General features: G+C 76.2%; 28 protein-coding genes. 18 read left to right on the top strand and 10 right to left on the bottom strand.

All coding sequences use genetic code 11. The features are described from left to right. Positions 1–4 precede the first annotated feature (4 nt). Positions 5–1,291, bottom strand: coding sequence for a sensor domain-containing phosphodiesterase (locus P9841_RS01715; RefSeq protein WP_283320403.1), 1,287 nt, complete (start codon positions 1,289–1,291; stop codon positions 5–7). Positions 1,292–1,511: 220 nt separating this feature from the next. On the opposite strand from P9841_RS01715, the gene P9841_RS01710 reads away from it, so the two are divergent. The 3 genes from P9841_RS01710 to P9841_RS01700 are packed head-to-tail and all read left to right on the top strand — an operon-like array spanning position 1,512 to position 4,711. Further along, positions 1,512–3,344: a glycosyltransferase gene (locus P9841_RS01710; RefSeq protein WP_283320402.1), complete on the top strand. Its 1,833-nt coding sequence runs from the start codon at positions 1,512–1,514 to the stop codon at positions 3,342–3,344. Further along, positions 3,274–4,443 (top strand): V-type ATP synthase subunit I domain-containing protein, encoded by a 1,170-nt coding sequence (locus tag P9841_RS01705; RefSeq protein WP_283320401.1) that lies wholly within the window; start codon positions 3,274–3,276, stop codon positions 4,441–4,443. The genes P9841_RS01710 and P9841_RS01705 overlap by 71 nt, the downstream gene beginning before the upstream one ends. 58 nt (positions 4,444–4,501) lie before the next feature. Continuing rightward, positions 4,502–4,711 (top strand): hypothetical protein, encoded by a 210-nt coding sequence (locus P9841_RS01700; RefSeq protein ID WP_283320400.1) that lies wholly within the window; start codon positions 4,502–4,504, stop codon positions 4,709–4,711. A 100-nt stretch (positions 4,712–4,811) separates the two neighbouring features. Here P9841_RS01700 and P9841_RS01695 read toward each other — a convergent pair whose 3' ends face one another. From P9841_RS01695 to P9841_RS01685, 3 genes are all read right to left on the bottom strand, one after another. Continuing rightward, positions 4,812–5,387: a Dps family protein gene (locus P9841_RS01695; RefSeq protein WP_283320399.1), complete on the bottom strand. Its 576-nt coding sequence runs from the start codon at positions 5,385–5,387 to the stop codon at positions 4,812–4,814. Positions 5,388–5,517: 130 nt separating this feature from the next. Further along, on the bottom strand, positions 5,518–6,408 hold the full coding sequence (gene ligD / locus P9841_RS01690) for a non-homologous end-joining DNA ligase (protein ID WP_283320398.1): 891 nt from the start codon (positions 6,406–6,408) through the stop codon (positions 5,518–5,520). Further along, on the bottom strand, positions 6,405–7,337 hold the full coding sequence (locus tag P9841_RS01685; protein ID WP_349306950.1) for an ATP-dependent DNA ligase: 933 nt from the start codon (positions 7,335–7,337) through the stop codon (positions 6,405–6,407). The genes ligD and P9841_RS01685 overlap by 4 nt, the downstream gene beginning before the upstream one ends. Before the next feature lie 76 nt (positions 7,338–7,413). Between P9841_RS01685 and ku the strand changes: the two genes are divergently transcribed. From ku to P9841_RS01660, 5 genes are all read left to right on the top strand, one after another. Further along, positions 7,414–8,523, top strand: coding sequence for a non-homologous end joining protein Ku (ku, locus tag P9841_RS01680; RefSeq protein ID WP_283320396.1), 1,110 nt, complete (start codon positions 7,414–7,416; stop codon positions 8,521–8,523). A 3-nt stretch (positions 8,524–8,526) separates the two neighbouring features. Further along, the gene (locus P9841_RS01675; RefSeq protein ID WP_283320395.1) at positions 8,527–9,570 is read left to right on the top strand and encodes a PHP domain-containing protein; all 1,044 of its coding nucleotides are present in this window, start codon (positions 8,527–8,529) and stop codon (positions 9,568–9,570) included. Between the two features lie 139 nt (positions 9,571–9,709). After that, positions 9,710–9,991, top strand: a complete 282-nt coding sequence (locus P9841_RS01670) for an HU family DNA-binding protein (RefSeq protein ID WP_222169356.1) — start codon at positions 9,710–9,712, stop codon at positions 9,989–9,991. A 152-nt stretch (positions 9,992–10,143) separates the two neighbouring features. Beyond that, positions 10,144–10,539: a Fur family transcriptional regulator gene (locus tag P9841_RS01665; protein WP_283320394.1), complete on the top strand. Its 396-nt coding sequence runs from the start codon at positions 10,144–10,146 to the stop codon at positions 10,537–10,539. Between the two features lie 464 nt (positions 10,540–11,003). After that, on the top strand, positions 11,004–12,062 hold the full coding sequence (locus tag P9841_RS01660; RefSeq protein WP_283320393.1) for a threonine aldolase family protein: 1,059 nt from the start codon (positions 11,004–11,006) through the stop codon (positions 12,060–12,062). 61 nt (positions 12,063–12,123) lie between these two features. Here the strand turns inward: P9841_RS01660 and P9841_RS01655 are convergent, their stop codons facing one another. Both P9841_RS01655 and P9841_RS01650 read right to left on the bottom strand, forming a co-directional pair. Continuing rightward, entirely contained in the window at positions 12,124–13,974 is a 1,851-nt protein-coding gene (locus P9841_RS01655) for a DEAD/DEAH box helicase (RefSeq protein WP_283320392.1), read from the bottom strand. A 244-nt stretch (positions 13,975–14,218) separates the two neighbouring features. Further along, positions 14,219–14,644, bottom strand: coding sequence for a CoA-binding protein (locus tag P9841_RS01650; RefSeq protein ID WP_283320391.1), 426 nt, complete (start codon positions 14,642–14,644; stop codon positions 14,219–14,221). A 208-nt stretch (positions 14,645–14,852) separates the two neighbouring features. Here P9841_RS01650 and clsA point away from each other — a divergent pair, with 208 nt between their 5' ends. The 8 genes from clsA (at position 14,853) to P9841_RS01610 (ending at position 20,342) form a co-directional block, all read left to right on the top strand. Further along, on the top strand, positions 14,853–15,464 hold the full coding sequence (gene clsA, locus P9841_RS01645) for a cardiolipin synthase ClsA (protein ID WP_283320390.1): 612 nt from the start codon (positions 14,853–14,855) through the stop codon (positions 15,462–15,464). Continuing rightward, entirely contained in the window at positions 15,461–16,438 is a 978-nt protein-coding gene (locus tag P9841_RS01640) for a DUF881 domain-containing protein (RefSeq protein ID WP_283320389.1), read from the top strand. Before clsA ends, P9841_RS01640 begins: the two co-directional genes overlap by 4 nt. Beyond that, positions 16,435–16,767, top strand: coding sequence for a small basic family protein (locus P9841_RS01635; protein WP_222169362.1), 333 nt, complete (start codon positions 16,435–16,437; stop codon positions 16,765–16,767). The genes P9841_RS01640 and P9841_RS01635 overlap by 4 nt, the downstream gene beginning before the upstream one ends. 3 nt (positions 16,768–16,770) lie before the next feature. Further along, positions 16,771–17,538, top strand: coding sequence for a DUF881 domain-containing protein (locus P9841_RS01630; protein ID WP_283320388.1), 768 nt, complete (start codon positions 16,771–16,773; stop codon positions 17,536–17,538). Positions 17,539–17,657: 119 nt separating this feature from the next. Continuing rightward, entirely contained in the window at positions 17,658–18,170 is a 513-nt protein-coding gene (locus P9841_RS01625; RefSeq protein WP_283320387.1) for an FHA domain-containing protein, read from the top strand. After that, positions 18,167–18,973: a transcriptional regulator FtsR gene (ftsR, locus tag P9841_RS01620; RefSeq protein ID WP_283320386.1), complete on the top strand. Its 807-nt coding sequence runs from the start codon at positions 18,167–18,169 to the stop codon at positions 18,971–18,973. The genes P9841_RS01625 and ftsR overlap by 4 nt, the downstream gene beginning before the upstream one ends. 79 nt (positions 18,974–19,052) lie before the next feature. Then, a complete protein-coding gene (locus P9841_RS01615) occupies positions 19,053–19,616 on the top strand; it encodes a bifunctional nuclease family protein (protein ID WP_283320385.1) in 564 nt (187 codons plus the stop codon). A gap of 141 nt (positions 19,617–19,757) precedes the next feature. After that, positions 19,758–20,342, top strand: a complete 585-nt coding sequence (locus tag P9841_RS01610) for a MerR family transcriptional regulator (RefSeq protein WP_283320384.1) — start codon at positions 19,758–19,760, stop codon at positions 20,340–20,342. A 388-nt stretch (positions 20,343–20,730) separates the two neighbouring features. Here the strand turns inward: P9841_RS01610 and P9841_RS01605 are convergent, their stop codons facing one another. After that, the gene (locus tag P9841_RS01605; RefSeq protein ID WP_283320383.1) at positions 20,731–21,495 is read right to left on the bottom strand and encodes a ParA family protein; all 765 of its coding nucleotides are present in this window, start codon (positions 21,493–21,495) and stop codon (positions 20,731–20,733) included. A gap of 113 nt (positions 21,496–21,608) precedes the next feature. Here P9841_RS01605 and P9841_RS01600 point away from each other — a divergent pair, with 113 nt between their 5' ends. Further along, on the top strand, positions 21,609–22,283 hold the full coding sequence (locus tag P9841_RS01600) for an MBL fold metallo-hydrolase (protein ID WP_283320382.1): 675 nt from the start codon (positions 21,609–21,611) through the stop codon (positions 22,281–22,283). Positions 22,284–22,329: 46 nt separating this feature from the next. On the opposite strand, the gene P9841_RS01595 is transcribed toward P9841_RS01600, so the two are convergent. From P9841_RS01595 to P9841_RS01585, 3 genes are all read right to left on the bottom strand, one after another. Further along, the gene (locus P9841_RS01595) at positions 22,330–23,607 is read right to left on the bottom strand and encodes an endo-1,4-beta-xylanase (protein ID WP_283320381.1); all 1,278 of its coding nucleotides are present in this window, start codon (positions 23,605–23,607) and stop codon (positions 22,330–22,332) included. Positions 23,608–23,732: 125 nt separating this feature from the next. Beyond that, a complete protein-coding gene (locus P9841_RS01590; protein WP_283320380.1) occupies positions 23,733–24,728 on the bottom strand; it encodes a LacI family DNA-binding transcriptional regulator in 996 nt (331 codons plus the stop codon). 121 nt (positions 24,729–24,849) lie between these two features. After that, positions 24,850–25,005 (bottom strand): hypothetical protein, encoded by a 156-nt coding sequence (locus P9841_RS01585; RefSeq protein ID WP_283320379.1) that lies wholly within the window; start codon positions 25,003–25,005, stop codon positions 24,850–24,852. A gap of 350 nt (positions 25,006–25,355) precedes the next feature. Here P9841_RS01585 and P9841_RS01580 point away from each other — a divergent pair, with 350 nt between their 5' ends. Then, positions 25,356–26,471 (top strand): AI-2E family transporter, encoded by a 1,116-nt coding sequence (locus tag P9841_RS01580; protein ID WP_283320378.1) that lies wholly within the window; start codon positions 25,356–25,358, stop codon positions 26,469–26,471. Positions 26,472–26,487: the final 16 nt, after the last annotated feature.

The following is a 26,487-nucleotide window of genomic DNA, read 5'->3' as shown; positions in this document are numbered from 1 at the left end:
GCGGTCAGTCGCGGCCGTCGGCCCCGAACCGGCGCAGCAGCGCGTGCGCCGACTGCGCCACCAACGCGTGGTCGTGCGTCACCGCGAACTCGAACTGGCGGGACCTGTCCTCGCGCGAGCCGGCGGGCGCGCTGGAGGGCGGCCCCACCTCGCGGCCGACGAGGGCGACCGACTCGTGCGCGCCGAGCACGACGACCGCCCACTCGCGGGCGAGCGCCTCGTCCGGTTCGACGCGGGCCCAGCGCACGCCGCCGGGCACCGACGCCGGCGCCCCGGTGCCGAGCGCCCCGACGAACGGCAGCCGCTCGGCCAGGTGCCCGTACCGCACCGCGGAGCCGCCGGTGAAGTGCCGCTCGTCCTGGAAGGTCCCGAGCAGCAGCGGCGGGACCCGCTGCGCCAGCGCCGCCGTCTCGAGCGTGCGCGACAGCGGCAGCAGCAGGTGCTTCGGCGCCAGCCGCACCGCGCGGCGGGAGGCCACCAGCTCGTAGGGCGTCGCGTCGCCCTCCGGCGGCTCCGGCGCGCGGTGCAGCCGGACGGTGTGCCGCTCCCCGGCGGGCAGCACGCGGTGCGGCCGCCCCAGGTACCAGCCCTGACCCAGGTCCGCGCCGAGCACCAGCGCCCGGGTGAGGTCGTCGTGCGTCTCGATGCCCTCGGCGACGACCCGCGCCCCGGTGGCCTCGGCCCGGGCGCGCACCGCGCCCGCGACCGTGATGGTCGCCGGGTCCTCCAGCGTGCGGAGCAGCTGGAGGTCGAGCTTGATCACCTCGGGCGCCAGCAGCGGCAGGAACGCGAGCGAGTCGGGCACGGCACCCACGTCGTCGAGGGCGATCGCGCACCCGGCCTCCCGGAGCCGCGCGGCCGCGTCGAGGATGCCGGCCGGGTCGTGCGCGAGGGCGCGCTCGGTGATCTCCACGACCACGCGGACGTGCGGGTCCCGCCGGGCGAGCGTCTCGAGCACGAGGCCGATGTGACGCGACAGCGTGCGCGGCTCGATGTTGAGGAACAGCGTGTGGCCGGCACCGCGCGAGGCCTCGGCGGCGTCCGCCAGCGCCCGCGACATCGACGCCCGCTCCAGCTCGCCGAGCAGCCCCTCCTCCTGGGCGGCGTCGAGGACCTCCAGCGGCGAGCCCCAGCCGGAGCCCTCCGGGGTGCGCAGCAGGGCCTCACGGCCGACCACCTCGCCGGTCGCGAGCTCGACGACGGGCTGGTACGCGCAGTGCACGCCCCCGGTGCGGAGCAGGTCGGGCACCGGCACGCGCCCCCGCAGGTCCGACGGGCACAGGAGGGTCACGTCCTGCTCATCGGCCGGACCCGGCACCACCTGAACCGTCCGCGACGATCCGCCCGCCGCTGGTTCGCCCGCGCCGTCCCGCCCCGGTCCCGGGTGGCGCCGCCCCGCCGCGCGACGCGCCGGGGGCGTCGGTAGCCTGACCCGATCCGGACGGGGGGTACGCGTGGGGCGGCACGAGCAGGACCGGCGGGTCGGGGACCACCTCGTCGACCGAGGGCTCGTGACCACGGCGACGCTGGACGCGGCGCAGGAGGTCGCGGCGGGCAGCGGCGCGCGCATCGGCGAGGTCCTCGTGGCGATCGGCGCCCTCGACTCCGTCTCGCTGACGCGTGCCCTCGCCGACCTGTGGGGGCTGCCGTACGTCGCCGCGACGCGCACGGCGGCCGCGCTGGACGTGCCGGGCCTCGACGTCGGCACCGTGCTGGCCGAGGGCTGGCTGCCGCTGGAGCAGCGCGCGGACGGCGTCCCGGTGGTCGCGGTCACCGACGAGCCCACCCCGGAGCTGCGGGCCCGCATCACCGCCGCCGTCGGGCAGGACCCGTTCCTCGTGCTCGCCGACCGCTGGGAGTTCCAGCAGGCGGTGCTCGACCGGTACGGCGCGGAGCTGCGGGAGCGGGCGAGCCTCGGGCTGTGGGGCCGGTCGCCGGCGCAGTCCGCGCGCACGGTCCTGGTGCCCTGGCAGCGCGTGGCGCTGGTGGTCCTCGCGCTCGCGTCCGTCACCGCCGCGGTCCTGGCACCCGCCGCGCTGGTGGTCGGGCTGTCGCTGCTCGTCGGCCTGTCGTTCCTGCTCGGCACCGGCTTCAAGTTCTGGTCGTCGCTGCGCGGCGCCCGCATGGAGCACGTGCTGCGGACCCCGCCGGCGGCGCTGGCCGCGCTGACCGACCACGAGCTGCCCCGGTACACGGTGCTCGTGCCCGTGTACCGCGAGGCGAACATCGTCGCCCAGCTCATCGGCAACCTCGGCGCGCTCGACTACCCGACCCACCTGCTCGAGGTGATCGTGCTGGTCGAGGAGGACGACCTGGAGACCCGCGCCGCGGCCGAGGCCGCCTCGCCGCCCCCGCACTTCCGGTTCGTGACCGTCCCGGCCGGGCAGCCGCAGACCAAGCCCAAGGCCTGCAACGTCGGCCTCGAGTTCGCCACGGGGGAGTACCTGGTGATCTTCGACGCCGAGGACCGCCCCGAGCCGGACCAGCTCAAGAAGGCCGTCCTCGCGTTCCGGGACGCGGGGGACGACCTCGTGTGCGTGCAGGCGGCGCTGAACTACTTCAACGCCGAGGAGAACGCGCTCACGCGGATGTTCACGCTCGAGTACTCGTTCTGGTTCGACTACATGCTGCCCGGGCTGGAGGCCAACCGGTTCGCGATCCCGCTCGGCGGCACGTCGAACCACTTCCGGGTCGGCGGCCTGCGGCGGCTCGGCGGCTGGGACCCGTTCAACGTCACGGAGGACGCCGACCTGGGCATCCGCGCCGCGGCCGAGGGGCTGCGCGTCGGGGTGATCGACTCGACCACGTTCGAGGAGGCCAACACCTCGTACCCCAACTTCGTGCGGCAGCGCTCCCGGTGGATCAAGGGGTACATGCAGACGACCCTCGTGCACCTGCGCGACCCGCTGCGGCTGCTGCGGGTCGCGGGGCCGCGGCAGGCGCTGTCGTTCCTGTTCCTCGTGGGCGGCACGCCGGCGACGTTCCTGGCGGTCCCGCCGCTGTACGCCGTGTTCGTGGCGTCCCTGCTGGTCGACCCGGCGGCCCTCGCCGCCCTGTTCCCGGGGTGGGTGCTGTGGCTCTCGCTCGCCAACCTCGGTGTCGGCAGCGCCCTGATGATCTACGTGTCGATGATGGGCGCGTTCAAGCGCCGCCGGTACCGGCTGGTGCTCTGGGGCCTGGCGAACCCCGTCTACTGGCTGCTCCACGCGGTCGCCGCGTACAAGGCGCTGTGGCAGCTCGTCACGAGACCGCACTACTGGGAGAAGACCGCACATGGCCTCACTGGTCTCACCGGCACCGCAGCCCACCCCGCGGGCGACGGCGTCCCGGCTCCCGGCGCCTGACACCTGGCCCGCGCGCCCGGGTGCGCGCTGGCTGCTGCGGCTCGCGTTCGCGGCGCCGTTCGTCGTGGTCGCGCTCGTCTCGGGCGCGTCCCCGTGGCAGGCCGTCGCGAACGAGGAGCTCGCCGCCCGGGGCGCGCTCATCCGCTGGGGCGACGCCGCCCTGACGTGGACGGCCGAGGTCTTCCCGCCCCTGTCGGCGGCGGCGGCCTCGGTGCTCGGCGGCGACCTGCTGCTGATGAGCCTGTTCGCGGCCGCGGTGCTCGGCTTCACGCTGCAGCGGCTCGCCGGGGTGCTGGTGCGCGAGGGCCACGGTCCGTGGGCGACGGCCGCGGTGGTCGCGGCCCTGGTCCTCACGCCGCCGCTCGCGTACCTGGCGGTGAACGACCTGGAGTCGCTGCTGGGCCTCGCGCTGGTGGTCCTCGCGCTGGACGGCATCGCGTCGTTCGTCGAGCGGCGGTCGACGGAGGCGGGGTTCCGGGCGGGCCTGGCGATGGGCGTGCTCGTCGTGCTCGAGCCGGGCGGCTGGCTGTACGCGCTCGGGCTGGCGGCGACGGCCCCGTTCTTCGCACGGCACGCGGGCCGCGCGGGGCAGGGCGCCACGTCGGCGACGGTCGCGGTGCTGCTGTTCCCGGCCGTCGCGGCGGTGCTGTTCTGGCTCTACCTGTCCTGGTGGTTCTCGGACGACCCGCTGGGCGGCTTCGCCCGGGCGACCGCCGACGGCTGGTTCCCCGGCGGCGTCGGCGCGTCCGCGGTCTCCGCCGCCCGCCAGATGGCGCTGTCGCTGCTGGCGGCACCGCTCGTGCTGGTCGCCGGCACGGTCCGCGGGCTGCGTGACCCGTGGTCCCTGATCGCCCCGGGCATCGCGCTCGTGGGCCTGTACCTGTCGCTGTGGCTCGGGCTGCGGTCCCCGGCCGGCCAGACGTACGTCGTGCTGACGGCGCTGTGGGTCCTGCTGCTCGCGCCGCGGAACCCGTCGGCCCGGCGGCGCCTGCTCGTCGTGGGCGCGGCGCTGCTCCAGATCGCGATCGCCTGGCTCGTGGTGCTCACGACCGGGACCACCCTCGCGGACTGGGTGTCGGCCCTCGCGTCGGGCGGGTGAGGCGCGGCGCCGTGCTCCCGGGGTGGTCGCGGGCAGCGGATCGCGGTAGAACCGGGTCATGACCACCCGCCCCCGCAACCTCACCTCCGACCCCGCCGCCGAGCACCTGGCCGAGCCCCGGACCTCCGAGGCGGAGCTCCGCGCCGCCGACGCCCGCTCGGGCGGCGACCCGCGCCGCGCGCCCCGCTCGCTGCGGGAGAGCGAGCTCGTGCCCGACGACGAGCCCATCGCCGCCTCCGACGACTGGGACGAGCCCGAGCGCCTCTGAGGCGTCGCACGCCGGGCGGCACGAGGCCCCGGTCACCTCGAGGGTGGCCGGGGCCTCGGCGTCGGTGGGCGCCCGTGGGGCGCCGGGTGCGGCGACCGGGTCAGCGCGCCGCCGGGTCCACGGCGCCGGCGCTGCGGGCCGCGTCCTGCTCGGTGTGCGCGCCCTGCGTGCTGAGCTCGCCGCCGGCCGACTCGAGGTGAGCCCGGACGAACCAGTGGAACAGCTCCAGCTCGTGCAGGTGCCCGATCAGCAGGTCGTTCGTCACCGTGTCGAGCTCCTCGGTCGCCTCGGCGGCCGCGCGGTGGTCGCCGATGACGCCGACGTAGACCTCGTCGAGCGCCCCCAGGTGCTCGATCGCGCTCGCGCGGCCGATCGAGTAGTCGTCCCAGGTCCGCGCGGCGACCAGGGCCCCCGGGGTCCCGACGGGGGCGACGCCGAGGGTCGCGATGCGCTCGGCGATCGCGTCGACCATCGCGCGGACGGCGTCGACCTGCGGGTCGAGCATCTCGTGCACCGCGATGAAGTGCGGGCCCGTGACGTTCCAGTGGATGTGCTTCAGGGTGAGCGCCAGGTCGTTCAGCGCGTTGAGCCGCTGCTGCAGGACCTCGGCGACCTTCGCACCGTCCTCGACGGTCAGCGACGGGACCGTGTACTTCGGCAGCTCGGTGCGGGCCATGGGTGTCCTCCTCGTGACGTCCGGCGCCCGGCGGCGCCCTCCCGGCCCACGCTGCCCCAACCCGCGCGGCTCCGCAATCGCTGGTGGGAGCGGTGCCCGCACCACCCGCCGCCGCGGCGCCGGGCCCCGGTCAGCCGGTCCCGAACGGGTCCCCGTCGGCCTCCAGCCGCCGCAGCACCTCGTCCGGCGTCAGCTGGGTGAGGTCCGGCCCGATCTCGTCCCACCACCGGGGCGCCGCGACCGCCGGACGCTCCCGGCCGCGCAGCGAGTACGGGGTGATGGTGGTCTTCGCGGGGTGGTTCTGGCTCCAGTCCAGCAGCACGCGACCGCCGCGGACCTCCTTGCGCATGACGGCGACCACCAGGTCCGGGTGCGCGGCGGCGAGCTCGTGGGCCAGGTCCCGGGCGTACTGCCGGACCTCCATCGCGCTGCGCCGGCGGGGCAGCGGGGCGTAGAGCTGCATCCCCTTGCTGCCGGACGTGACGGGGACCGTCGTGCCGAGGCCGTCCTCGCGCAGCCGGTCCGCCACCAGGTGCGCGACGCGCGCGCACTCGGCGAGCCCCGCGGGAGCGCCGGGGTCCAGGTCGACGACCAGGCGGTCCGGCGGGCGCACGCCGCCGCGCGGGCCGACCCGCCACTGCGGGGTGTGCAGCTCCAGCGCGCCACCGTTCGTGACCCACACCAGCCCGGCGACGTCGTCGAGGAACGGCAGGTCGAGCTCCGTCCCCTCGTCGTCCGCGCCGGGGGCCGCCCGCAGCCGCTGGTGACGCAGCCACGCCGGCGCGCCGCGGGGCGTGTTCTTCTCGAAGAACCGCTCCCCGCCCACCCCCTCCGTGAACCGGATGCGCGTCACCGGCCGGTCCGCGAGCTGGCGCAGGAGCGCGGGCGCGGCGCGGACCACGTAGTCGACGGCCTCGGCCTTGGTCGTCCCGGTGCTCGGGTACAGCACCCGGTCGAGGTGCGTGAGGCGGACGTCGTGGTCGCCCACGCGGACGGTCTGCGGCGGGTCGGCGGGGCTCACGGGGCCTCCCAGGGATCGGGGTCGACGTCAGTGCGCCGGCCGCGGACGACGGGCTGGCGCAACCGGCCGGACGGTGTGCGGGTGAGGTAGCGGACGTCGACCACGACGCGCGGCTCGACCCAGGTGCTGCCGCGCGCGTCGACGGGCTCCAGCCGCTCGGCGAAGGGGGAGGTGTCCCGCTCGAGCAGGGCCGTCGCGGCCGTCAGGTCGCGTGCCAGCCCGCCGCTCAGGCCGCTGCCGGCCCGGCAGAGGAACCGCAGCCCGCCGTCCGCGTCGGGCGCCCCGAGCAGCAGGGCCCCCAGGCGGCCGCTGCCGGTGCTCTCCGGTCGCCACCCGCCGACCAGCGCGGCGCGGGTACGGTGGTGCACGGCCTTCAGCCAGTCGCCCGAGCGCCGCCCGGGCTGGTAGCGGGAGGTCGCCCGCTTGGCGACCACGCCCTCGAGCCCCTGCGCCGAGGTCGCCTGCCAGAGCAGGGATCCGTCCTCGTAGACGGGGGACAGGCGCGCGGGCTCGGGCAGGTCGAGCGACTCCAGGGCGGCGCGGCGCTCGGTGAAGGGCCGGCCCGTCAGGTCCGTGCCGGCCAGCACCGGGACGTCGAACACCAGGTACGACACCGGCACGCGGCGGGCGAGCGCGGCGGCCCGCTCGCGGTCGCGCACGTGCATCCGCTCGGCCAGCGCCGGGAACGACGGCACCCCGTCGCGCAGGGCCACGACCTCCCCGTCGAGCACCGTGCCCGGGGGCAGCGCGCCGGCCAGCACCCCGAGCTCCGGGTACGCGTCGGTGGCGTCGCGGCCGTTGCGGCCGAGCAGCCGCAGGCGGTCCCCGGTGGTGTCGGCGAGGACGCGCACGCCGTCCCACTTCACCTCGAACCGCCACCCGGGACCGTCCGGGAGCAGGCCGGGAACCGCCGTCGGGGTGGCGAGCATGGGCTGCACGGGTCCATCCTGCCCAGGACACGACGTTCCGTCGCGGGGAGGCGCCGCGCCGGGGAGGGAGGCGACCGTGCGCGCGATCTGGAAGGGCGCCGTCGCGTTCGGGCTGGTCAACGTGCCCGTGAAGCTCTACGCCGCGACGGGCGAGCACGAGGTGCCGCTGCACCAGGTCCACAAGAAGGACGGCGGCCGCATCCGGTACAAGAAGTTCTGCTCCATCGAGGACGAGCAGGTCGAGTACTCCGAGATCGCGAAGGGGTACGAGACCGACGACGGGCAGCTCGTGGTCCTCACCGACGAGGACCTGGACCGGCTGCCGCTCGCGACCGAGCGCGAGATCGAGGTGCTCGAGTTCGTGCCGTCCGAGCAGGTCGACCCGATCCTGCTCGCCAAGACGTACTACCTGGAGCCCGACCGCACGGCCGCCAAGCCGTACGCGCTGCTGCGCGAGGCGCTCACCAGCACGGACCGCATGGCCGTGGTGAAGGTCGCGCTGCGGCAGCGGGAGTCGATGGCGGTGCTGCGGGTGCGCGACGACGTCATCTGCCTCCAGACGCTGCTGTGGCCCGACGAGGTGCGCGAGGCGGACTTCCCGATCCTCGACCAGGACGTGACGGTGCGGCCGCAGGAGCTGGCGATGGCGTCCTCGCTCGTCGAGTCGCTGGCGGGGGACTTCGACCCGTCGGGCTTCGAGGACCGGTACCGGGCGGCGCTCGAGGAGGTCATCGAGCAGAAGGTGTCCGCCGGCCGCACGCAGTCCGTGCCGCAGCCGGAGGAGCCCGCGGAGGAGGGCGGCAGCGGCGAGGTCGTCGACCTGCTGGCCGCGCTGCAGCGCAGCGTCGAGAAGGCGCGCGCGGGACGCGGCGAGGGCGCGGGGGCGGCGGCGGACGCCGGCACGGACGGCGCGGCGGCAGACACCGGCACGGACGCCGAGGAGGCGACCGGCACCACGGGCCGGTCGCGGTCCCGCAAGCCCGCCGCGTCCGGCGGCAAGGCCTCGTCGTCGGGCCGCTCCTCCGGGAGGACGGCCTCCGCGGCGAAGAAGCCGGCCGCGAAGAAGCCCGCGACCCAGGACGGCGAGGCGGCGCCGAGCGGGCGCGGCAGGTCGCGCTCCCGGGCGCAGGAGGAGGCCCCGGCCGAGGAGAAGCCCACCCGCACGCGCCGCAAGCGGGCGTCCTGACCCGTGGCCGACGGCACGCTGGAGACCGTCGTCGCCGCACTGCGCCGGGCGGCCTACCTGCTGGAGCGGGGCGGTGCGACGTCGTACCGCGCGGACGCGTTCCGCGCGGCTGTGCGGTCGCTCGAGCGGGCGGGGGAGGACGAGGTCCGGGCGCGGCTGGCGTCCGGCACCCTCACCGACCTGCCCGGCGTCGGCGCCCGCACCGCCGAGGTCGCGCAGGCCGCCGCGGCGGGCGGCCCGGTGCCGTACCTGGCCGACCTCGAGGAGCGGTACCCGGAGGCGGACCCGGGCGAGGGCGCGGCGCTGCTGGCGGCGCTCCGCGGGGACCTGCACGCGCACACCGAGGCCAGCGACGGCTCGACGTCCGTGCAGGAGATGGTGCTCGCGGCCCTGGACCTCGGGCACGAGTACCTCGCGGTCACGGACCACTCGCCGCGGCTGACGGTGGCGAACGGGCTGTCCGCCGCCCGGCTGCGGGCGCAGCTCGACCAGCTGGAGGCGCTCAACCGCGCGATCGCCCCGTTCCGGGTGCTCAGCGGCATCGAGGTCGACGTGCTCGACGACGGCTCGCTCGACCAGGAGCCGGAGCTGCTCGACCGGCTCGACGTCGTGGTGGCGTCCGTGCACTCCAAGCTCCGCATGGACGGCGAGGCGATGACACGCCGGATGCGTGCCGCCGTGGCGAACCCGCGCGTGGACGTGCTCGGTCACTGCACGGGACGGCAGCTCACCGGCCGGCGGCAGCGGCCCCCGAGCGAGTTCGACGCCGCGGCCGTGTTCGCCGACTGCGCGGAGCACGGGGTCGCCGTGGAGGTGAACTGCCGCCCCGACCGCCTCGACCCGCCGCACGCGCTGCTCGAGGTCGCGGTGGACGCCGGCTGCCTGTTCACGGTCGACACCGACGCCCACGCACCCGGTCAGCTCGCGTGGCAGGCGGCGGGGTGCGCCCGGGCGGCGGCCCACGGCATCGGGCCCGAGCGGGTCCTCGACGCGTGGCCGCTGGACCACCTCCTGGGGCACCTGCGGGGCCGCGACGTCGCTCCCTGAGCGACACTCCGACCGCGTGGCGTTGGGGGAAGCGCCCTGCCTGCCGTTATGGTCGTCCGCGTCGGTCCGCCGGATGCTGACGCCCCACGCAGGCGCCGAGCGGCCCGCGCACCCCGTTCGAACACATAGGAGCACATCCGTGAGCGTGAACCGCACCGAGCTCGTCCAGGCCATCGCTGCCAAGGCCGGGCTCACCAACACCGCTGCCGACGCGGCCCTCAAGGCCTTCCAGGAGGTCCTGGTCGAGCAGCTCAGCGCCGGCGAGAGCGTGACCATCCCGGGTCTGCTCGCGGTGTCCCGCGCCGACCGCGCCGCCCGCACGGGCATCAACCCGCAGACGGGCGAGAAGCTCGAGATCCCCGCCGGCTACCGCGTCAAGCTCACCGCCGGCAGCGCCCTCAAGCGCGCCGTCGCCAGCTGAGCGACCCGCACCCGCACCGCGAGCCGGGGTCCCCACGGGGGTCCCGGCTCGCGGCGTCCCCGGGGACTGCCACCGGGTCGCGCGATGTTGAGTATCATGGTCAGTCGCCCGTTCGGGGCGGTGCCGGAGGGAGAGCAGCCACGATGGCGGTCATGCAGCGCAACACCAGGCAGCGCGCCGAGATCCTGACGCTCCTGGACGACCTCGACGAGTTCCGCAGCGCCCAGCAGCTCCACGACCTGCTCAAGGGCCGCGGGTCCACCACCGGGCTGGCGACCGTCTACCGCGCGGTCCAGACGCTCGCCGACGCCGGCGAGGTCGACGTGCTGCGCTCCCCGGAGGGCGAGGCCGTCTACCGGCGCTGCGTCCGCCGCAGCCACCACCACCACCTCGTGTGCCGCTGGTGCGGCAAGGCCGTCGAGATCGACGGCCCGGGCGCCGAGGCCTGGGCCGAGCAGGTCGGGGCCGCCCACGACTTCTCGGACGTCGAGCACACCATCGAGCTGCTCGGCACCTGCGCGGACTGCCGCGCCGCGCGCACCGCGTAACCCGCACGCCCTGTGTAGCGCGCACACCCTGTGTAGCCCGCACGCCCCACCCCGCGCGCACCGTGCAGCCCGCGCCCCGGGCACCCGCACGCCCCGCCCCGCGCGCACCGCGTAACCCGCGCCCCCGTACTCGCACGCCCCGCCCCGCGCGCACCCCCCCGGCCCGCCCGCGCGCACCCGCCCGCCTGCCTCCCTCGAGATGACAGGACACGCGCGGGTTCCGCGTCCGCGCGTCGGCGTGTCCTGGCATCTCGGCGATCCGCACCGCGGACGGGCCGCGCGGACCACCCCCGCACGCTCAGGCCGCGTGGCCCCCGCGCGCACGTCCGCGCGCCTGCCTCCCTCGAGCTTCCTCGAGACTCCAGGACACGCGCGGGTTCCGCGTCCGTCCGTCGGCGTGTCGTGGCATCTCGGCGGTGCGTGCCGCGGGCGGGCCCGATCCCGGGCTGCGGCAGGATGGGCGCGTGGACAGACTGCACGACGCCGACCGACGCGAGCTGGGCTCCGACAACTACGCCGGGGTGCACCCCGAGATCCTGGCGGCGCTGGCCGTCGCCAACGAGGGCCACGTGCCCGGCTACGGCGCGGACCCGTACACCGCGCACCTGCAGGACGTGCTGCGCGGGCACTTCGGGCCGGACGCCGCCGCCTACCCGGTGTTCAACGGGACCGGCGCGAACGTCCTCGCCCTCCAGACGATGCTGCCGCGCTGGGGCGCCGTGATCTGCGCGGAGACGGCGCACATCAACACGGACGAGAACGCGGCCCCGGAGCGCGTCGGCGGGCTCAAGCTCCTCACGGTGCCGACGCCGGACGGCAAGCTCACGCCCGAGCTGGTGGCCACGCGGGCGCACGGCTGGGGCGACGAGCACCGCGCCCAGCCGGGCGTCGTGTCGATCACTCAGGCCACCGAGCTCGGCACCGTCTACACGCCCGACGAGATCCGCGAGCTCGCCGACCACGCCCACTCCCTGGGGATGCGGGTCCACCTCGACGGCTCGCGGCTCGTGAACGCCGCCGCCGCTCTCGACGTCCCGCTGCGGGCCCTCACCACGGACGTGGGCGTCGACGTCGTCTCGCTCGGCGGGACCAAGAACGGCGCGCTGTTCGGCGAGGCGGTCGTCGTGCTCACCCCGGACGCCACGCCGGGCATCGGGTTCCAGCGCAAGGTCGACATGCAGCTCGCGTCGAAGATGCGCTTCGTGTCGGCGCAGCTGATCGCCCTGTTCGAGGGGGACCTGTGGCTGCGCTCGGCGCGGCACGCGAACGCGATGGCCGCCCGGCTCGCCGCCGGGGTCGCCGACGTCCCCGGTGTGCGGGTCGTGCAGCCGCGGCAGGCGAACGCGGTGTTCGCTGCCCTGCCGCCCGGCTGCGCCGACGCCCTGCGCGAGGTCCGGCGGTTCTACGACTGGGACGCCGCGACGGGCGTGGTGCGCTGGATGTGCGCGTTCGACACCCGCGAGGAGGACGTCGACGCGTTCGTCGACGCCGTGCGCGAGGTCGTCGGCCGGTCCGCCGCCTGACGCGCGGACGCCGGGCCGCACCGTGCGGTGCGACCCGGCGTCCCGGTCGGGCGGTGGCCGTTCAGCGCGGCGTGGCGGTGCGGCGCGGCCGCGCGTCCCGGGCACCGGCACGCGGGTCGCGGGCGTGGTGCACCGGTCCGCGGGACGCCCCGCGCTCCGGGCGCGCCGCGCGCGGGCCCTCGTCCACGCGGATGCGCAGCGGGCGGCCGGCGACGCGGGCCCGGCCGATGCGGTCGAACGCCTCGGGCGTCAGGCCCGCGGGGATCTCCACCAGCGAGAACGTCGAGAAGATGTCGATCTTCCCGAGGTCCTTGCCCTGCAGGCCGCCCTCGTTGGTCAGGGCGCCGACGATGGCGCCGGGCTGCGCGCCGTGCTGCTGCCCGACGGCCAGCCGGTAGCGCAGCGCGCCGGTCGGCCGCGCCGGGTTGCGGCGGCGGTCGCCGTCGGGGCCGGCACCGCGGTCGGAGCGCGGACCCCGCTCGCCGCGCTCGGGGGCCAGGCGCGCCCGCGACAGCGCGTCGTCGAGGTCGTCGCCGTCCGCAGGCCGGGGCGCGGGGCCCTCGTCGCCGACGGCCAGCGCCGCGAGCACGGCCACGAGCTCGGCGGTGTCGACACCCGGGTTCGCCGCGAGGAAGTCCGCGACGGCCGTGCGGTACAGGTCCAGCCGGCCGGCCTCGGCGCGCGCGGGCACGCGGCCCAGCAGCGCCGCGACGCGGTGCGCGGAGACGTCGGCGGGGGAGGGGATCTCGATCTGCGCGAGGCGCTGCCGGGTGGTCCGCTCGATCGCCCGCAGGCGGCCCTGCTCGTTCGGCGTCACGAACGTCAGCGCCTCGCCCGTGCGACCCGCGCGGCCGGTGCGCCCGATGCGGTGCACGTACGCCTCGGGCTCGCCGGGCACGTCGAAGTTCACGACCAGGCCGATGCGGTCGATGTCGAGGCCGCGCGCGGCCACGTCGGTGGCGACCAGCACCGTGATGGCTCCGCTGCGCACTCGCTCGACGATCTTCTCGCGGTCGGACTGCGCGACGTCACCGGAGATGTAGGCGGCGGCCACGCCGCGCTCCACCAGCGACACCGCCACGTCCTCGGCGGCGCTGCGCGTCCGCACGAACACGATGGCCGCCTCGGCGGACGAGACGGCGAGCACGCGGGCGAGCGCGCCGGCCTTGTGACGGAACGGCACCACCGCGTACGTCTGGTGGACGCTCGAGACGGTGGACGACTGCCGGGCCACGCTGATCTCGACCGGGTCGGTCAGGTGCTGCGCGGCGACGCGGCGGATGGCCTGCGGCATGGTCGCCGAGAACAGCGCCACCTGCTTCTGGGCGGGCGTGGCGGACGCGATGCGGTCCACGTCCTCCGCGAAGCCCATGCGCAGCATCTCGTCGGCCTCGTCCAGCACGAGGAACCGCACCGCGTCGAGCGTCAGGGAGCCGCGGTCCAGGTGGTCGATGACGCGCCCGGGCGTCCCGACGACCACCTGCGCGCCGCCGCGCAGCGCGCGCTGCTGCGGCAGATAGGGCGCGCCGCCGTACACCGGGACGACCTCGAGCCCGGGGATGCGGGCCGCGAACGACTCGAGAGCCTCCGCCACCTGCATGGCGAGCTCGCGGGTCGGGGCCAGGACGATCGCCTGCACCTCGCGGCGCTCCGGGTCGACGGCCGCGAGCAGCGGCAGGCCGAACGCGGCGGTCTTGCCGGTGCCGGTCTGGGCGACGCCGGTGATGTCGCGGCCGGCGAGCAGCGCGGGGATCGCCTCGGCCTGGATGGCGGTCGGGGTCGTGAAGCCGAGCTCGTCCACGGCGGCGCGCAGGGCGGCGGGCAGCTCGAGGTCGGCGAAGGTGACCGAGGGGCCGTCCGCGGGGGTCGCGTCGGCGGAGGAGGGCAGGGCAGGGTCGAGCACGGACGTCATCGGGTCAGCACCGTTTCGTGTCGCTGGGGGAGCTGCTGGTCCGGCCCGGACGGCCGGTCGCGGTCGCACTCCCACACCCACACATCACGAGGCCGCGCGGGGACCGGGAACGGTCGGGCGGGACCTCGGCACGCACATCACGGGAACCTGCGACGAACTCCGAGTCCTCCCATGGTACCGCCGCGGGGCGCCGGGGCCGGGGAGCGGGCGTGGTGACCTCGGGCACAGCGCCCGCCCGCGCACGTCAGCCGAGCCCGAGCCGGCGCCCCTCGATGGCCGGGCACGCGTCCATGACGACGTCCAGCCCGGCCGCGGCCGCCCGGGCCGCCGCGGCCTCGTCGACCACCCCGAGCTGCAGCCACACGGCGCGGGCACCGGCGGCGACGGCCTGGTCCACCACCTCGCCCGCGAGCGAGGAGTTCACGAACACGTCCACGACGTCGACCGGTCCCGCGGCGGCGACCGCCTCGGCGACGGTCCGGGCACCCGGCGCCCCGTGCACCGTCTCGGCGCGGGGGTGGACGGGCACGATCCGGTGCCCGAGGTCCTGCAGGTAGGCGGCGACGCCGTACGCGGCGCGTGCCCGGTTGCCGGAGAGCCCGACCACGGCCCAGGTGCCGGGCGTCGTCAGCAGGCGGCGCACCACCGCGGGGTCGTGGACGTGGGCCATGCCCGTCAGGGAACCACACGGTGCGGGGCGGCGCGCGGGACGGTCGTCCGGGCCGGGGGCGGCGCGGCGACGCGGCGGCCTGCGGCGCGGCGGCGTGTCGGGCGCCCGCCTGCTCCGCGCCTGCCGCCGGCGTGGCGCGGTGGCCCCGGGCGGTCCGGGCCGGTGCGTAGGATGGGGCGTTGATCAGCAGCGACAGGCAGGAGCGGGCGTGGCCGAGCGCGACGTGGTGAGCGACCGCGTGCTCACCGTGCCGAACCTGATCAGCCTGGTCCGGCTGCTGATGGTGCCGGTGTTCGCGGTCCTCATCGCCGCCGGGCACGACGGCTGGGCGCTGGTCGTCCTGGCCGTGTCGGGCGCCAGCGACTGGCTCGACGGCGTGCTCGCGCGCCGGCTCGGTCAGGTGTCGCGGCTCGGGCAGGTGCTCGACCCGGCCGCCGACCGTCTCTTCATCCTCGTCACGCTGCTCGGCCTCGCGGCCCGCGGCGTCGTGCCGTGGTGGCTCGTCGTCGTCCTGCTCGCGCGCGAGGCCATGCTCCTCGTGATGCTCGTCGTGCTCGCGCGGCACGGCTACGGCCCGCTGCAGGTGCACCTGGCCGGCAAGGCCGGCACGTTCGCGCTCCTGTACGCCTTCCCGCTGCTGCTGCTCGCGCATTGGGGCGGCATCGTGGGCGACCTCGCGTCCGTGCTCGGCTGGGCCTGCGCGTGGTGGGGCATCGCGCTCTACTGGTTCGCCGGGATGCTGTACGTCCGGCAGGCGTGGCTGCTCGTCGGGCGCCGGGGCGGTGCGGACGCGGGGGAGCCCCGCACGGTGGCCGTGTGACGTCCACGGGCGGCGACGGGGGCACCCCGCCGTCGGGGGCCGCGACGCCGTGGCCCCGGCGCCCGGACGCCTCGATGTCGCTGCTGACGGAGGTCACGCGCAACCCGCTCGACCCCGAGTACCGCGAGGCCGCCGAGCGCCGCGCGCTGGCCGGCCACCCGCGCCGCCGGTGGGGCCCGGGCACGGTGGCGGTGGTGGCGATCGCGGTGCTGCTGGGCGTCGCGACCACCTGGTCGGTGCTCGCGCTGCGGGCCCCGCAGCCGTCCGCCCTCGCCGCGCGCGAGGTGCTCGCCGGCCAGATCGACGAGCGCAGCGCCGAGGTCGAGCGGCTGCGGGAGCGCAGCGCCGAGCTCTCCGCGGAGGTCGCGACGCTCCAGGAGCAGGCGCTGTCGGCGGCCGAGTCCCCGCTGCTCGACCGGCTCGCCGCGGACTCCGTCGTCTCCGGAGCGGCCGCGGTCCGCGGCGAGGGGCTGCGCATCACGCTCGAGGACGCCGCGCAGGTGGCCGGCGACGAGGACCCGGACTCCCGGGTGCGGGACTCCGACCTGCAGATCGTGGTGAACGGCCTGTGGGCGTCGGGCGCCGAGGCGATCGCGGTCAACGGCCAGCGCCTCGCCACGACGACGGCCATCCGCACCGCCGGTGACGCCATCCTGGTCGACGTCGTGCCGCTGGTCGGCCCCTACACGATCGAGGCGATCGGCGACCCGCAGGACCTGCAGACACGGCTGGCGCGGACGTCGGGCGGCCAGCTGCTCGCCGTGCTGCAGTCGACGTACGGCATCCGCACGCAGGTGTCGTCGCAGCGCGAGCTCGACCTGCCGTCCGCCGCGACGACGACGCTGCGCTCCGCGCGGCTGCCCGAGGGCGTGGAGATCGTGCCCGGCACCCAGGACCCGGGACCCTCCGGGGTGGCGCTCGGGTCGGGCACACTGGCACCGGACGACGCGCACGACAGCGAGGGGGACCTGTGATCGCGGTCATCGGACTGCTCATCGGCGTGGTGGCGGGCCTCGTGCTCGAGCCCACCGTGCCCGCGGCCCTGCAGCCTTACCTGCCGATCGCGGTGGTCGCGGCGCTCGACGCGCTGTTCGGCGGCCTGCGTGCGGTGCTCGACGGGCTGTTCGACGACCGGGTGTTCCTGGTGTCGTTCCTGTCGAACGTCGTGGTGGCGGCGCTGATCGTCTTCCTCGGCGACCAGCTGGGCGTGGGCTCGCAGCTCTCGACCGCCGTGGTCGTCGTCCTCGGCATCCGGATCTTCTCCAACGTCGCGGCGATCCGCCGCCACCTGTTCAAGGCCTGAGCGGTGTCGACGCCCGACGCCACGCCGGCCGCCCGCCCCGCCACGCCGGTCGTCGGCTGGCGCGCGCTGGCCCGCGCCCTGCGCCCGCGCGCGACACCGGCCCAGGCGCTGACCGGTGTGCTCTGCGTCATGCTGGGCTTCGCGATCGCGGTGCAGGTCCGCCAGACGAACACCGCCAGCCTGTCCACGATGCGCGAGACCGAGCTGGTGTCGCTGCTCGACCAGACGACGCGGCAGGCGGACGAGCTGCAGGACCAGGTGTCCGAGCTCGAGCGGACGCAGCAGGAGCTCCGGTCCGGCTCGACGAGCCGTGAGGCGGCGCTCGACGCCGCGACCCGCAGCGCCGCCGCGCAGGGCATCCTGTCCGGCCGGCTGCCGGCGGAGGGCCCGGGCGTGACGGTGACCGTCCGGGACCCCGAGGCCCAGGTGTCCGCCCTGACGCTGCTGAACCTGCTGGAGGAGCTCCGGAACGCCGGGGCCGAGGCCGTGCAGCTCAACGACCAGCGCCTGACCGCGTCCTCGTACGTGCTGGGCACGGACGCCGGGATCGAGGTGGACGGGACGCTGCTCTCGCCGCCGTACCGCTGGGTCGCCATCGGGGACCCGGACACGATCGCGACGGCCCTGGCGATCCCCGGCGGTGCGCTGGCGAAGGTCCAGATCGACGGCGGCCAGGCGTCGGTGCAGACGCAGGACCTCGTCCAGGTCACCGCCACCCGCACCGTGCCGGAGCCCCAGCACGCCACCCCGCGGTCGCCCGAGCAGGGGTGACACCCGCAGGGACGCACGCCACCCGACCGCGGGCTGTGCCGGGCGGCCCTGCGGCATCTAGGCTGTCGGGGACCCCGGTGCAGGTCGGGGCCGGTGCAGCAGCAGGTCTGGAGACTGGCATGAGCGACGAGCAGCAGGCGCGGGGCGTCACGCCCCCGGCGGCGCCCGACGGGGCGACGGCGCCCGCGGCCCCTGACACCACGATCAGCTTCGGCTCCCTCGGGGCGCTGGACCACGAGGCCGGCGGCCCCGTCGGGCTGACCGCCGAGCAGGCGGCTGCCGTGCAGGCGCTGCCCCCGACGTCCGCGCTCCTGGTGATGCAGCGGGGGCCGAGCAGCGGCGCGCGGTTCCTGCTCGACGCCGATCGCACGCTGGCGGGCCGCAGCCCGAGCGCGGACATCTTCCTGGACGACGTCACGGTGTCGCGCAAGCACGCCGAGTTCGTCCGGGAGCTCGACGACTTCGTGGTCCGCGACGTCGGTTCGCTCAACGGCACGTACGTGAACCGCGAGCGGATCGACTCGGCGGTGCTGCGTGCCGGCGACGAGGTGCAGATCGGCAAGTTCCGCATGACGTTCCACCCGAGCCCCGCGGCGCGCCCCGGAGCGCAGCCGGCCGGTCCCGCGCAGTGAGCCCGGCGCGTCCCGCCCGGCGCCCGGAGCCCGACCAGCAGCAGCCCGGCACGGGCGCGCACGAGCAGCCCGCCGACGGTCTTCGCGAGTCGACCGGTCCGTGGCCGCGCGGGCTGTCCCGGCACGCGACGATGCGGATCTCCGACGTGCTGGCCGCGCTGCGGATCGAGTTCCCGGCCGTCACCAACTCCAAGCTGCGCTTCCTCGAGGAGCAGGGTCTCGTCGAGCCGGTGCGGACGCCCTCGGGCTACCGGCAGTACAGCCCGGCGGACCTGGAGCGGCTGCGCTTCGTGCTGCGCGAGCAGCGCGACCGGTACGTGCCTCTCAAGGTGATCGGGGAGCGCCTCGCCGCGCTCGACGCCGGCACGGAGACCGAGCCGCTGGCGCCGTCGCTGATCGTCACCGAGGACGGCGTCCCGCGCACCGGCGCCGTCGACGCCCGGTACACCACGGCGGCCCTGGCCCGGGACGCGGCGGTGGACGAGAGCCTCGTCACCGACCTGGTGCAGGCGGGCGTGCTGCGGCCGTCGCCGTCGGGCCACCTCGACGCCTGGGCCAAGGACGTCGTGGTCGCGGCGGCGGCGCTGGCGGAGCACGGGATCGAGGCGCGGCACCTGCGGGCGTTCCGCAGCGCCGCCGACCGGCAGGTCGACATGGTCGAGGCCGTGGTGGCGCCGTGGCGGGGGCAGTCGTCGCCGTCGGCGCGCGGCCGGGCGAGCACCGTCGCGGCGGAGGTCGGGGAGCTGTGCACGCGGCTGCACACCGCGCTGGTGCGCGCGGGGGTCGCGGACCTCACGCCCTGACCGCGTGCGCCCGCGCCGTCCGGGCTCGGCCGGGGCTCGACCGGTGCGCCGAGGGTCGGACGGTCGTAGCGTGGGGTGCATGCACGAGGACGACCTGGTCGAGCTGGAGGTCCTCGGCGTGCGCCGGCACCCCGGCGACGACGAGCTCGTCGTGCTGCTCCTGGAGCCGGTGGGCGAGCTGATCGTCCCCATCGCCATCGGGCCGGCGGAGGCCGGGGCGATCGCGACCGCCCAGGCCGGTGTCGTGCCGCCGCGGCCGATGACGCACGACCTGCTGCGCGACGTGCTGGCCACGCTCGGGGTGCGGGTCCGCCAGGTGGAGATCACGGAGCTCGTCGGCGGCGTGTTCCACGCGGCGCTCGTGCTGGGGGACGGGTCCACGCGGGTCGACGCCCGGGCCTCGGACGCGATCGCGCTGGCCGTACGGGTCGGCTGCCCGGTGCTGTGCGCCACCGACGTGCTCGCGGAGGTCGGCGTCGAGGCGGCACCGGCCGACGACGAGGACCAGGAGGCGGGCAGCCCCGAGGAGCAGGTCGCCCAGTTCCGCGAGTTCCTGGACCAGGTCTCGGCCGAGGACTTCGAGCGCGGAGAGCCCGGAGAGCAGGGGGACCAGGGCCGGGGTTCAACCTCAGGTGGAGGGTGAGACACACCGTGCGCGACACGCCGGGAACCGCGGGTGGCGCGGTCGTTGACCGCCCCCTGACCCGGCCCTAGCGTTGCACCAGGACAGCACAGATCCGTGGCGCCGCACCGGCGGCTGCGGGCGCGACGAGCGGAGGACCCCGTGACCGGCACCGAGCAGACCGCAGAGGCGGCCGGAGGGGTCCCCCAGCGCGCACAGGGTCTGCTGTTCGGGGACGACCTCCCGGACCTCGACGTGACCACCGGCTACCGCGGGCCCACCGCCTGCCGGGCCGCGGGGATCACCTACCGCCAGCTCGACTACTGGGCCCGCACCGGCCTCGTCGAGCCGTCCGTGCGTCCCGCGACCGGGTCGGGCACGCAGCGCCTGTACTCGTTCCGCGACATCCTCGTGCTCAAGGTCGTCAAGCGGCTGCTCGACACCGGGGTGTCCCTCCAGCAGATCCGCACCGCGGTCGGCCACCTGCGCGAGCGCGGCGTCGAGGACCTCGCGCAGATCACGCTCATGTCCGACGGCGCGAGCGTCTACGAGTGCACCTCCGCGGACGAGGTCATCGACCTCGTGCAGGGCGGCCAGGGCGTCTTCGGGATCGCGGTCGGCCGGGTCTGGCGCGAGGTCGAGGGCACGCTCGCCGAGATGCCGACCGAGCGGGCGGAGGACGACCACCCCGTGGCGCACGCCCACGACGAGCTCGCCGCCCGCCGCGCCGCCCGCACCGCCGGCTGACCCCACCCACCCCCGCCTTTCGCGCGGGCACCGCTCCGCATCCGCCCCCGCCCGCCCGCACCAGCGCGTCCGCACCTGCACCCGGGCGCATCCGCAGCTGCGCACATCCGCACTCGGGCGCTTCCGCACCTAGGCGCGTCCGCACCGTCGGAGGCTCCGAACGTGCTCGGAGGGTGCCGCGTGTCATCGGAGGTCTCCGCGGACACCTCCAACTCCGCGTGGACCCCTCCCACGCCGTTCGGAGCCTCCGACGGGGATGCCGTCGGGCACAGGGGCCGAGGGGGCACCCGGGGTCGGTGGCCCCCAGGGTGCGGGTGGCCCCCAGGGTGCGGGTGGCCCCCAGGGTGCGGGTGGTCTCGGGGCGCGGGAGGTCTCGGGGCGCGGTGGGTCAGGTGCGCGGTGCGCGCAGGGCCCGGTCCAGCAGGTCGTCGAAGGCGCTTGCCAGCTCGCGTGCCCCTGCTCCGGGCCAGGCGTGGACGGGCTGCGCCGCTCCCTGGGCCTGCTGCAGGGCGGCGCGCTCGGGCACGAACGGCGTGAGCACCAGCGGCCCGTAGAGACCCCGGAGCTCCTCGAGCCGGAACGCCTGCTCCACGGAGCGGGCACGGACGCGGTTCACCACGACGCCGAGCGGCTGCAGCTGCGCCGCCGGGCCACGCCGCAGGTCGTCGATGGTCCGCATGGCCCGACCCACGGCGGTCACCGAGAACAGCCCGGGCTCCGTGACGACCACCGCGCGGTCGCAGGCGGTCAGCCCCGTGCGGGTCAGGCCACCGAGCGACGGCGGGCAGTCCACCAGCACGAGGTCGTAGTCGTGCACCCACGCGAGCGCGAACCGGAGGCGGTCCAGGTCGTCCCCGTCACGGCTGTCGTGACGGGCGGAGGCCGCGGAACCGACCAGCACGTCCAGGCCCGCCTCCGCCCACGCGCTCGGCGAGGTGGCGGCGGCGAGCGCCTCGGCCGAGGGCGCGTCGAGCACATCCGCCACGTCCCCGCCCGCGGGAGCGGTGGCCAGCGCCAGGGTGCTGTCGCCCTGGGGGTCGAGGTCGACGACCAGCGTGCGCAGCCCGCGCTCCAGCGCCGCGGACGCCAGGCCGAGCGTCACCGACGTCTTGCCCACGCCGCCCTTGAGCGAGCACACACCCAGCACCAGCACAGGCACACCGTAGCCGCCGACCAGCGTCGTCGCGGAATCGACCGGCCCCGGCGTCCGGTCGCCGCGGTCCCGCACGGCTCGACGCGGGGACGCTGCGGGGTGATGCTGGCTGCATGCCCGGAGCCCTCACCCTGACCCACTGGGGCCACGCCTGCGTCCGCCTCGAGCGCGACGACCGGCGCCTGGTCCTCGACCCCGGCGCGTTCAGCGACCTGTCCGTGCTGGGGGACGCCGACGCCGTGCTCGTCACGCACGACCACCCGGACCACGTCGCGCCGCCCGAGCTGGTCGCGGCGGTGCGTGCGCGGCCCGGGCTGGAGGTGTGGGCGCCCGGCACGGTCCTCGACCGCCTGGCCGAGGAGGGCGCGCCCCGCGACCGCCTGCACGTCGCCGCCGACGGCGACCGGTTCACCGCCGCGGGCTTCGACGTCCGGGTCACGGGGGAGTGGCACGCCGTGATCCACCCCGACGTGCCGCGGATCGCGAACGTCGCCTACGTGGTCGACGGCGCGGTGCTCCACCCCGGGGACTCGTTCACCCCGCCGCCCGACGACGTGGAGGTGGACCTGCTGCTGGTGCCGGTGGCCGGCCCCTGGATGAAGGTCGCGGAGGCGGTGGACTACGTCCGTGCCGTGCGACCGCGGCTCGCCGTCCCGGTGCACGACGCGATCCTGGCGGACGCCGGGCGGGCGCTGGTGGACCGGCTGGTGGGCGGGCTGGGCGGCGCGCAGGAGTACCGCCGCGTCACCGCCGCCGAGCCGCTCGTGTACGAGCCGCCGGTGCGATGACGCCCGGGCCGCCGGGGCTGCCGGGCCGCCGACGTCGCCCGCGGCCTCACGCCGGCGCGGTGAGCCGGGCGTCGACGTCCGCACCCCCGGCGGCCAGCGTCACGGACGCCTCGCCGCGGCCGTCCGCCGTCACCCGGTAGTCGCCGAGGTACCCGTCGAGCACGAACCGCCCGTCGGCGTCGGTGCGCACCGGGGTCGGCCCGAGCCACCACGCGCCCTTGACCAGGCCGTGCAGCGCGTCGTACGCGGGTTTCGGGGTCCCGTCGGTCCGGACGAGCCCGGCGGGCGCCCCGAGCCACGCCCCCGCGTCGCCGAGCCCCCAGTACGTGACGACCTCCACGGCCGGGTGCCCGAACAGCGTGCGGTAGTGCCGCGCGACCTCGTCCGCCTGCCGGGCCTCGCCCTCCGGCGTCGACGGCCACGACGGCACCTGCCAGTCGTTGAGGTCCTCGATCTCCGGCGGCATGAGGTCGCCGGACACCAGCGTGGTCTCGGTGAGGTGCAGCGGGAGACCGAAGCGGGCGAACCGGTCGAGGACGCCGAGGGTCCACTCCTCGCCGCGGTAGCCCTGGTGCATGTGCGTCTGCAGCCCGAGCGCGTCGATGCGGATGCCGGCCGCGAGGCAGTCCTCGACGAGCCGCTCGTAGTCGGCGGACAGGTTGAAGTCGTTGAGCAGCAGCGTCGCGCCGGGGTTCGCCGCCCGCGCCGTGTCGAAGGCGAGCCGCGCCGTCGCGACCCGGCCGTCCCGGGCTGCCAGGCGCGTCAGCCCGTTCGGCTCCTTGTCGAACACCGGCATGATGACGACCTCGTTGATCGCGTCCCACGTGTCGACCAGGCCGCGGAACGCCGTGACGTCCCGCGTGATCCGCTCCCGGACGGCGGTCGCGACGTCGTCCTCCGGCAGGTCGCGCAGCCACGCGGGGGCCAGCGTGTGCCAGGCGAGCGGGTGGCCCTTGACGGCCACGCCGCGCTCGGCCAGCCACCGGGCCGCGCGGAGCAGGCGCTCCGTGTCGGGCCGGCCGCGCTCGGGCTCGAACCGCGCCCAGTAGAACGGCAGGGTCGCGGTGTTGAACACGTCGAGCCAGAGCTCCACGAGTCCCGGCAGGACGTCGGCCGGCGGGTCCTCGGGCCCGGGCTGCTCGCCGGCGGCGAGCGGGATCACCTCGAACGCGGTGCAGCCGAACCCGAAGGCGTGCCGCGTCTGCGCGACGGTGACCGTGGCGTCCGCGAGCGGGAGCCCGTCGGCGCCGCGCACGGTGACGACCGCGCGCGCGCCGCGGTGGGCGAGCTCGGGGGACCGGGGGGCGACGGCTGCGTCGGTCATGCGGTGCACTCCTTCGTGCGGGGCGGGGTCGTGCGGGCGGGGGTCGTGCGGGCCGGGGTCGTGCGGACGAGGAACTGCGGCCGACGTCGTGCGGACGGCGCGGCCGGGAGCGGGCCGGCGACGCGTCAGAGCGGCGCCGTCGACCCGCGGCGGACCAGCGAGGTCGGCAGCCGCACGTGCGGCTCGCGGACCTCGTCGCCGTCGAGCAGCGCCGTGAGCAGGGTGATCGCCGCGGCACCGAGCTGCTGGATGGGCTGGTGGACGGTGGTCAGCGGGGGCTCGGTCTGCGCGGACTCCGGGATGTCGTCGAAGCCGATGACCGAGAGGTCCTGCGGGACCCGCAGGCCCAGCTCGCGCGCGACCTCGAGGGCGGCCATCGCGGAGAGGTCGTTGGCCGCGAACACCGCGGTGGGGCGGTCCGGCAGCGACAGCAGCTCGCGCACCGGCTCCCGGGAGGACTCCTTGCGGTAGTCGCCCGCGCGGACCAGGTCGTCGTCCACCGGGACGCCCGCGTCCGCCATCGCGGCACGGAAGCCCTGCTCGCGCAGGCGCGACGACTCCAGGTCGGCGCGCCCGCCGACGAACGCGATGCGGCGGTGGCCGAGCTCGAGCAGGTGCTGGGTGCCGATCACGGCGCCGCCGTGGTTGTCCGAGTCGACGGTCGGCAGCCCGGTGGGGCCCGTGTGGGGGTCGATCGCGACGACGGGGACGCCGTTGCCGGCCTCGACGACCGTCGGCGTCACGAGGACGGCGCCGTCGATGAGCGTCCCGCTCAGCCGGGAGAGGTAGCGGCGCTCCCACCCCTCGCCGCGGCCGTGCAGACCGCCGGTGTAGGCGAGCAGCTCGTACCCCGAGTCGGCCAGCGCGCCGGCCGCGCCCTTGAGGATCTCGGCCGAGAACGGCTCGAACTCGGCGACGAGGATGCCGATCACGTGCGTGCGGTGCGACCGCAAGGAGCGGGCGACGAGGCTGGACTCGTAGCCGAGCGCGTCAATGACCTCCATGACGCGGGTGGTGGTCGCCTGCGCGACGCCGTACCGTCCGTTGATGACCTTCGACACCGTCGCCACGGAGACGCCCGCGGTCCGCGCGACGTCGGTGATGGTCACACGCTGCCCCATGCGGTGATCGTAGCGCCCTGACAACGTTATCGATATCGATTTAGGTCCCGGGTCGTCGCGCACGCCCGTCGCGATCCGGGGCCACGGTGCGCTCGGACCCGTCCTGCCGAACCCCGCCGGGTCAGGCCCCGGTGCCGGGCCGCGGGCGCATCGCCGGGTCCACCGCGAGCCGCAGCGCGACCTCCAGCGGCAGCCGCGTGCGGCGCCTGCTGCGCCGGGCCAGCAGCTCGGCGCGCCGCCGGGCGCGGGTGTCGCCGGACCAGCCGTCTCTCGTCATGCGACCAGCCTGCCGCCGCAGGGCCGCCCGCGTCGTCGCCCCCGGGTCGGATCCGCGGCACGACGGGGGTCCACCGCAGGGTGGAGGTCACTCCGCCCGCGGCTGCACGGCACGGCTCACGACCGCGGGGCGCGCAGGCGCACGTCACGGCGGGGGACCGCGGGGTCGCACGGGACGGCGCGGAACCGCGGGCCGCGCCGCCGCCCCGGTCGCGGCCTCGCGCCCCTGCCCGTAGCGTCCGAGGTCCGGGCCGCGCCGTGCCCGGGACGAGCCGAGGAGGACGCGTGGGCTGGTGGGGACGGGGACGTCAGGGGCGGGACCCGCAGGGCGCCCCGCCCGCGTCGACCGCCGTGCCCCCTGCCACCGGGCACGCCCGGGGGGTGGCGTCGCTGTGGTCCGACGGCCTCGGGCGCGTGGCCACCCGCTCGCTCCAGGTGCTGGCCGTGACGGCCGTCGCGGTCGTCGTGGGCTACGTGCTGACCCGTCTCACGCTCGTCGTCATCCCGGTGCTGATCGCCCTCGTCCTGGCCTCGGCCATCCACCCGCTCGTGTCGTGGCTCCGGCGCCACCGGTTCCCGTCGATGCTGGCCACCTGGGTGGCGCTGCTGCTGGTCGTCGCCGTGCTCGCGGGAGTGCTGTGGGCGGTCGTGCGGGCCGTCGTCGACCAGTGGGACGAGCTCGCCGACCAGGCCGTCGACGGGTTCGCCGAGCTGCAGGACTCGCTCACCGCCCTGCCGGTCCAGATCTCGCAGGAGCAGATCGAGGACGCCCGCACCGCGGTCACGGACTTCCTCACGTCCTCGTCGTTCGGCGCGAGCGCCGCGGCCGGGGTCTCCGCGACCGCGAACTTCCTCACCGGGTTCGTGCTGATGCTCGTCGTGCTGTTCTTCTTCCTCAAGGACGGCCCGCGCATCTGGGAGTTCCTGCTCCGGCCGTTCGAGGGAGAGCACTACGCCCGCGCGCGGCGTGTCGGGACGCGCACGGTGAGCACGCTCGGCGGCTACGTGCGGGGAACGGCCATCGTGGCGGCGGTCGACGCGGTCGGCATCGGGATCGGCCTGCTCGTCGTCGGGGTGCCGCTGGCGATCCCGCTCGCGGTCCTCGTGTTCCTGCTCGCGTTCATCCCGCTGGTCGGCGCCACGCTCGCCGGCGTCCTGGCGGCGCTCGTCACCCTCGTGGCCAACGGCTGGGTCGACGCGCTGATCGTGGTGGCGATCGTGGTCGTCGTGAACCAGCTCGAGGGCGACCTGCTCCAGCCGGTGGTGATGGGCCGCTCGCTGCGGCTGCACCCCCTGGTGATCCTCGTCGCGCTGACGATCGGCACCGTGGTCGCCGGCATCACGGGCGCCGTGCTCGCGGTCCCGGTGGCGGCCTCGATCTGGGGCGCCGTCCAGGTGTGGAACGGCGAGCACGAACCCGCACGACCGGCCCGGCAGAAACGCCCCGAGACCGTCGCGGGCCGCTGACCCGCCGGATCGCCCC

Origin of the sequence: Cellulomonas sp. ES6 (genome assembly GCF_030053835.1) — a bacterium.
Classification (GTDB): Bacteria; Actinomycetota; Actinomycetes; order Actinomycetales; family Cellulomonadaceae; genus Cellulomonas.
The sequence above is the reverse complement of the archived record's forward strand: the minus strand, read 5'-3'. Positions and strand labels throughout refer to the sequence as shown.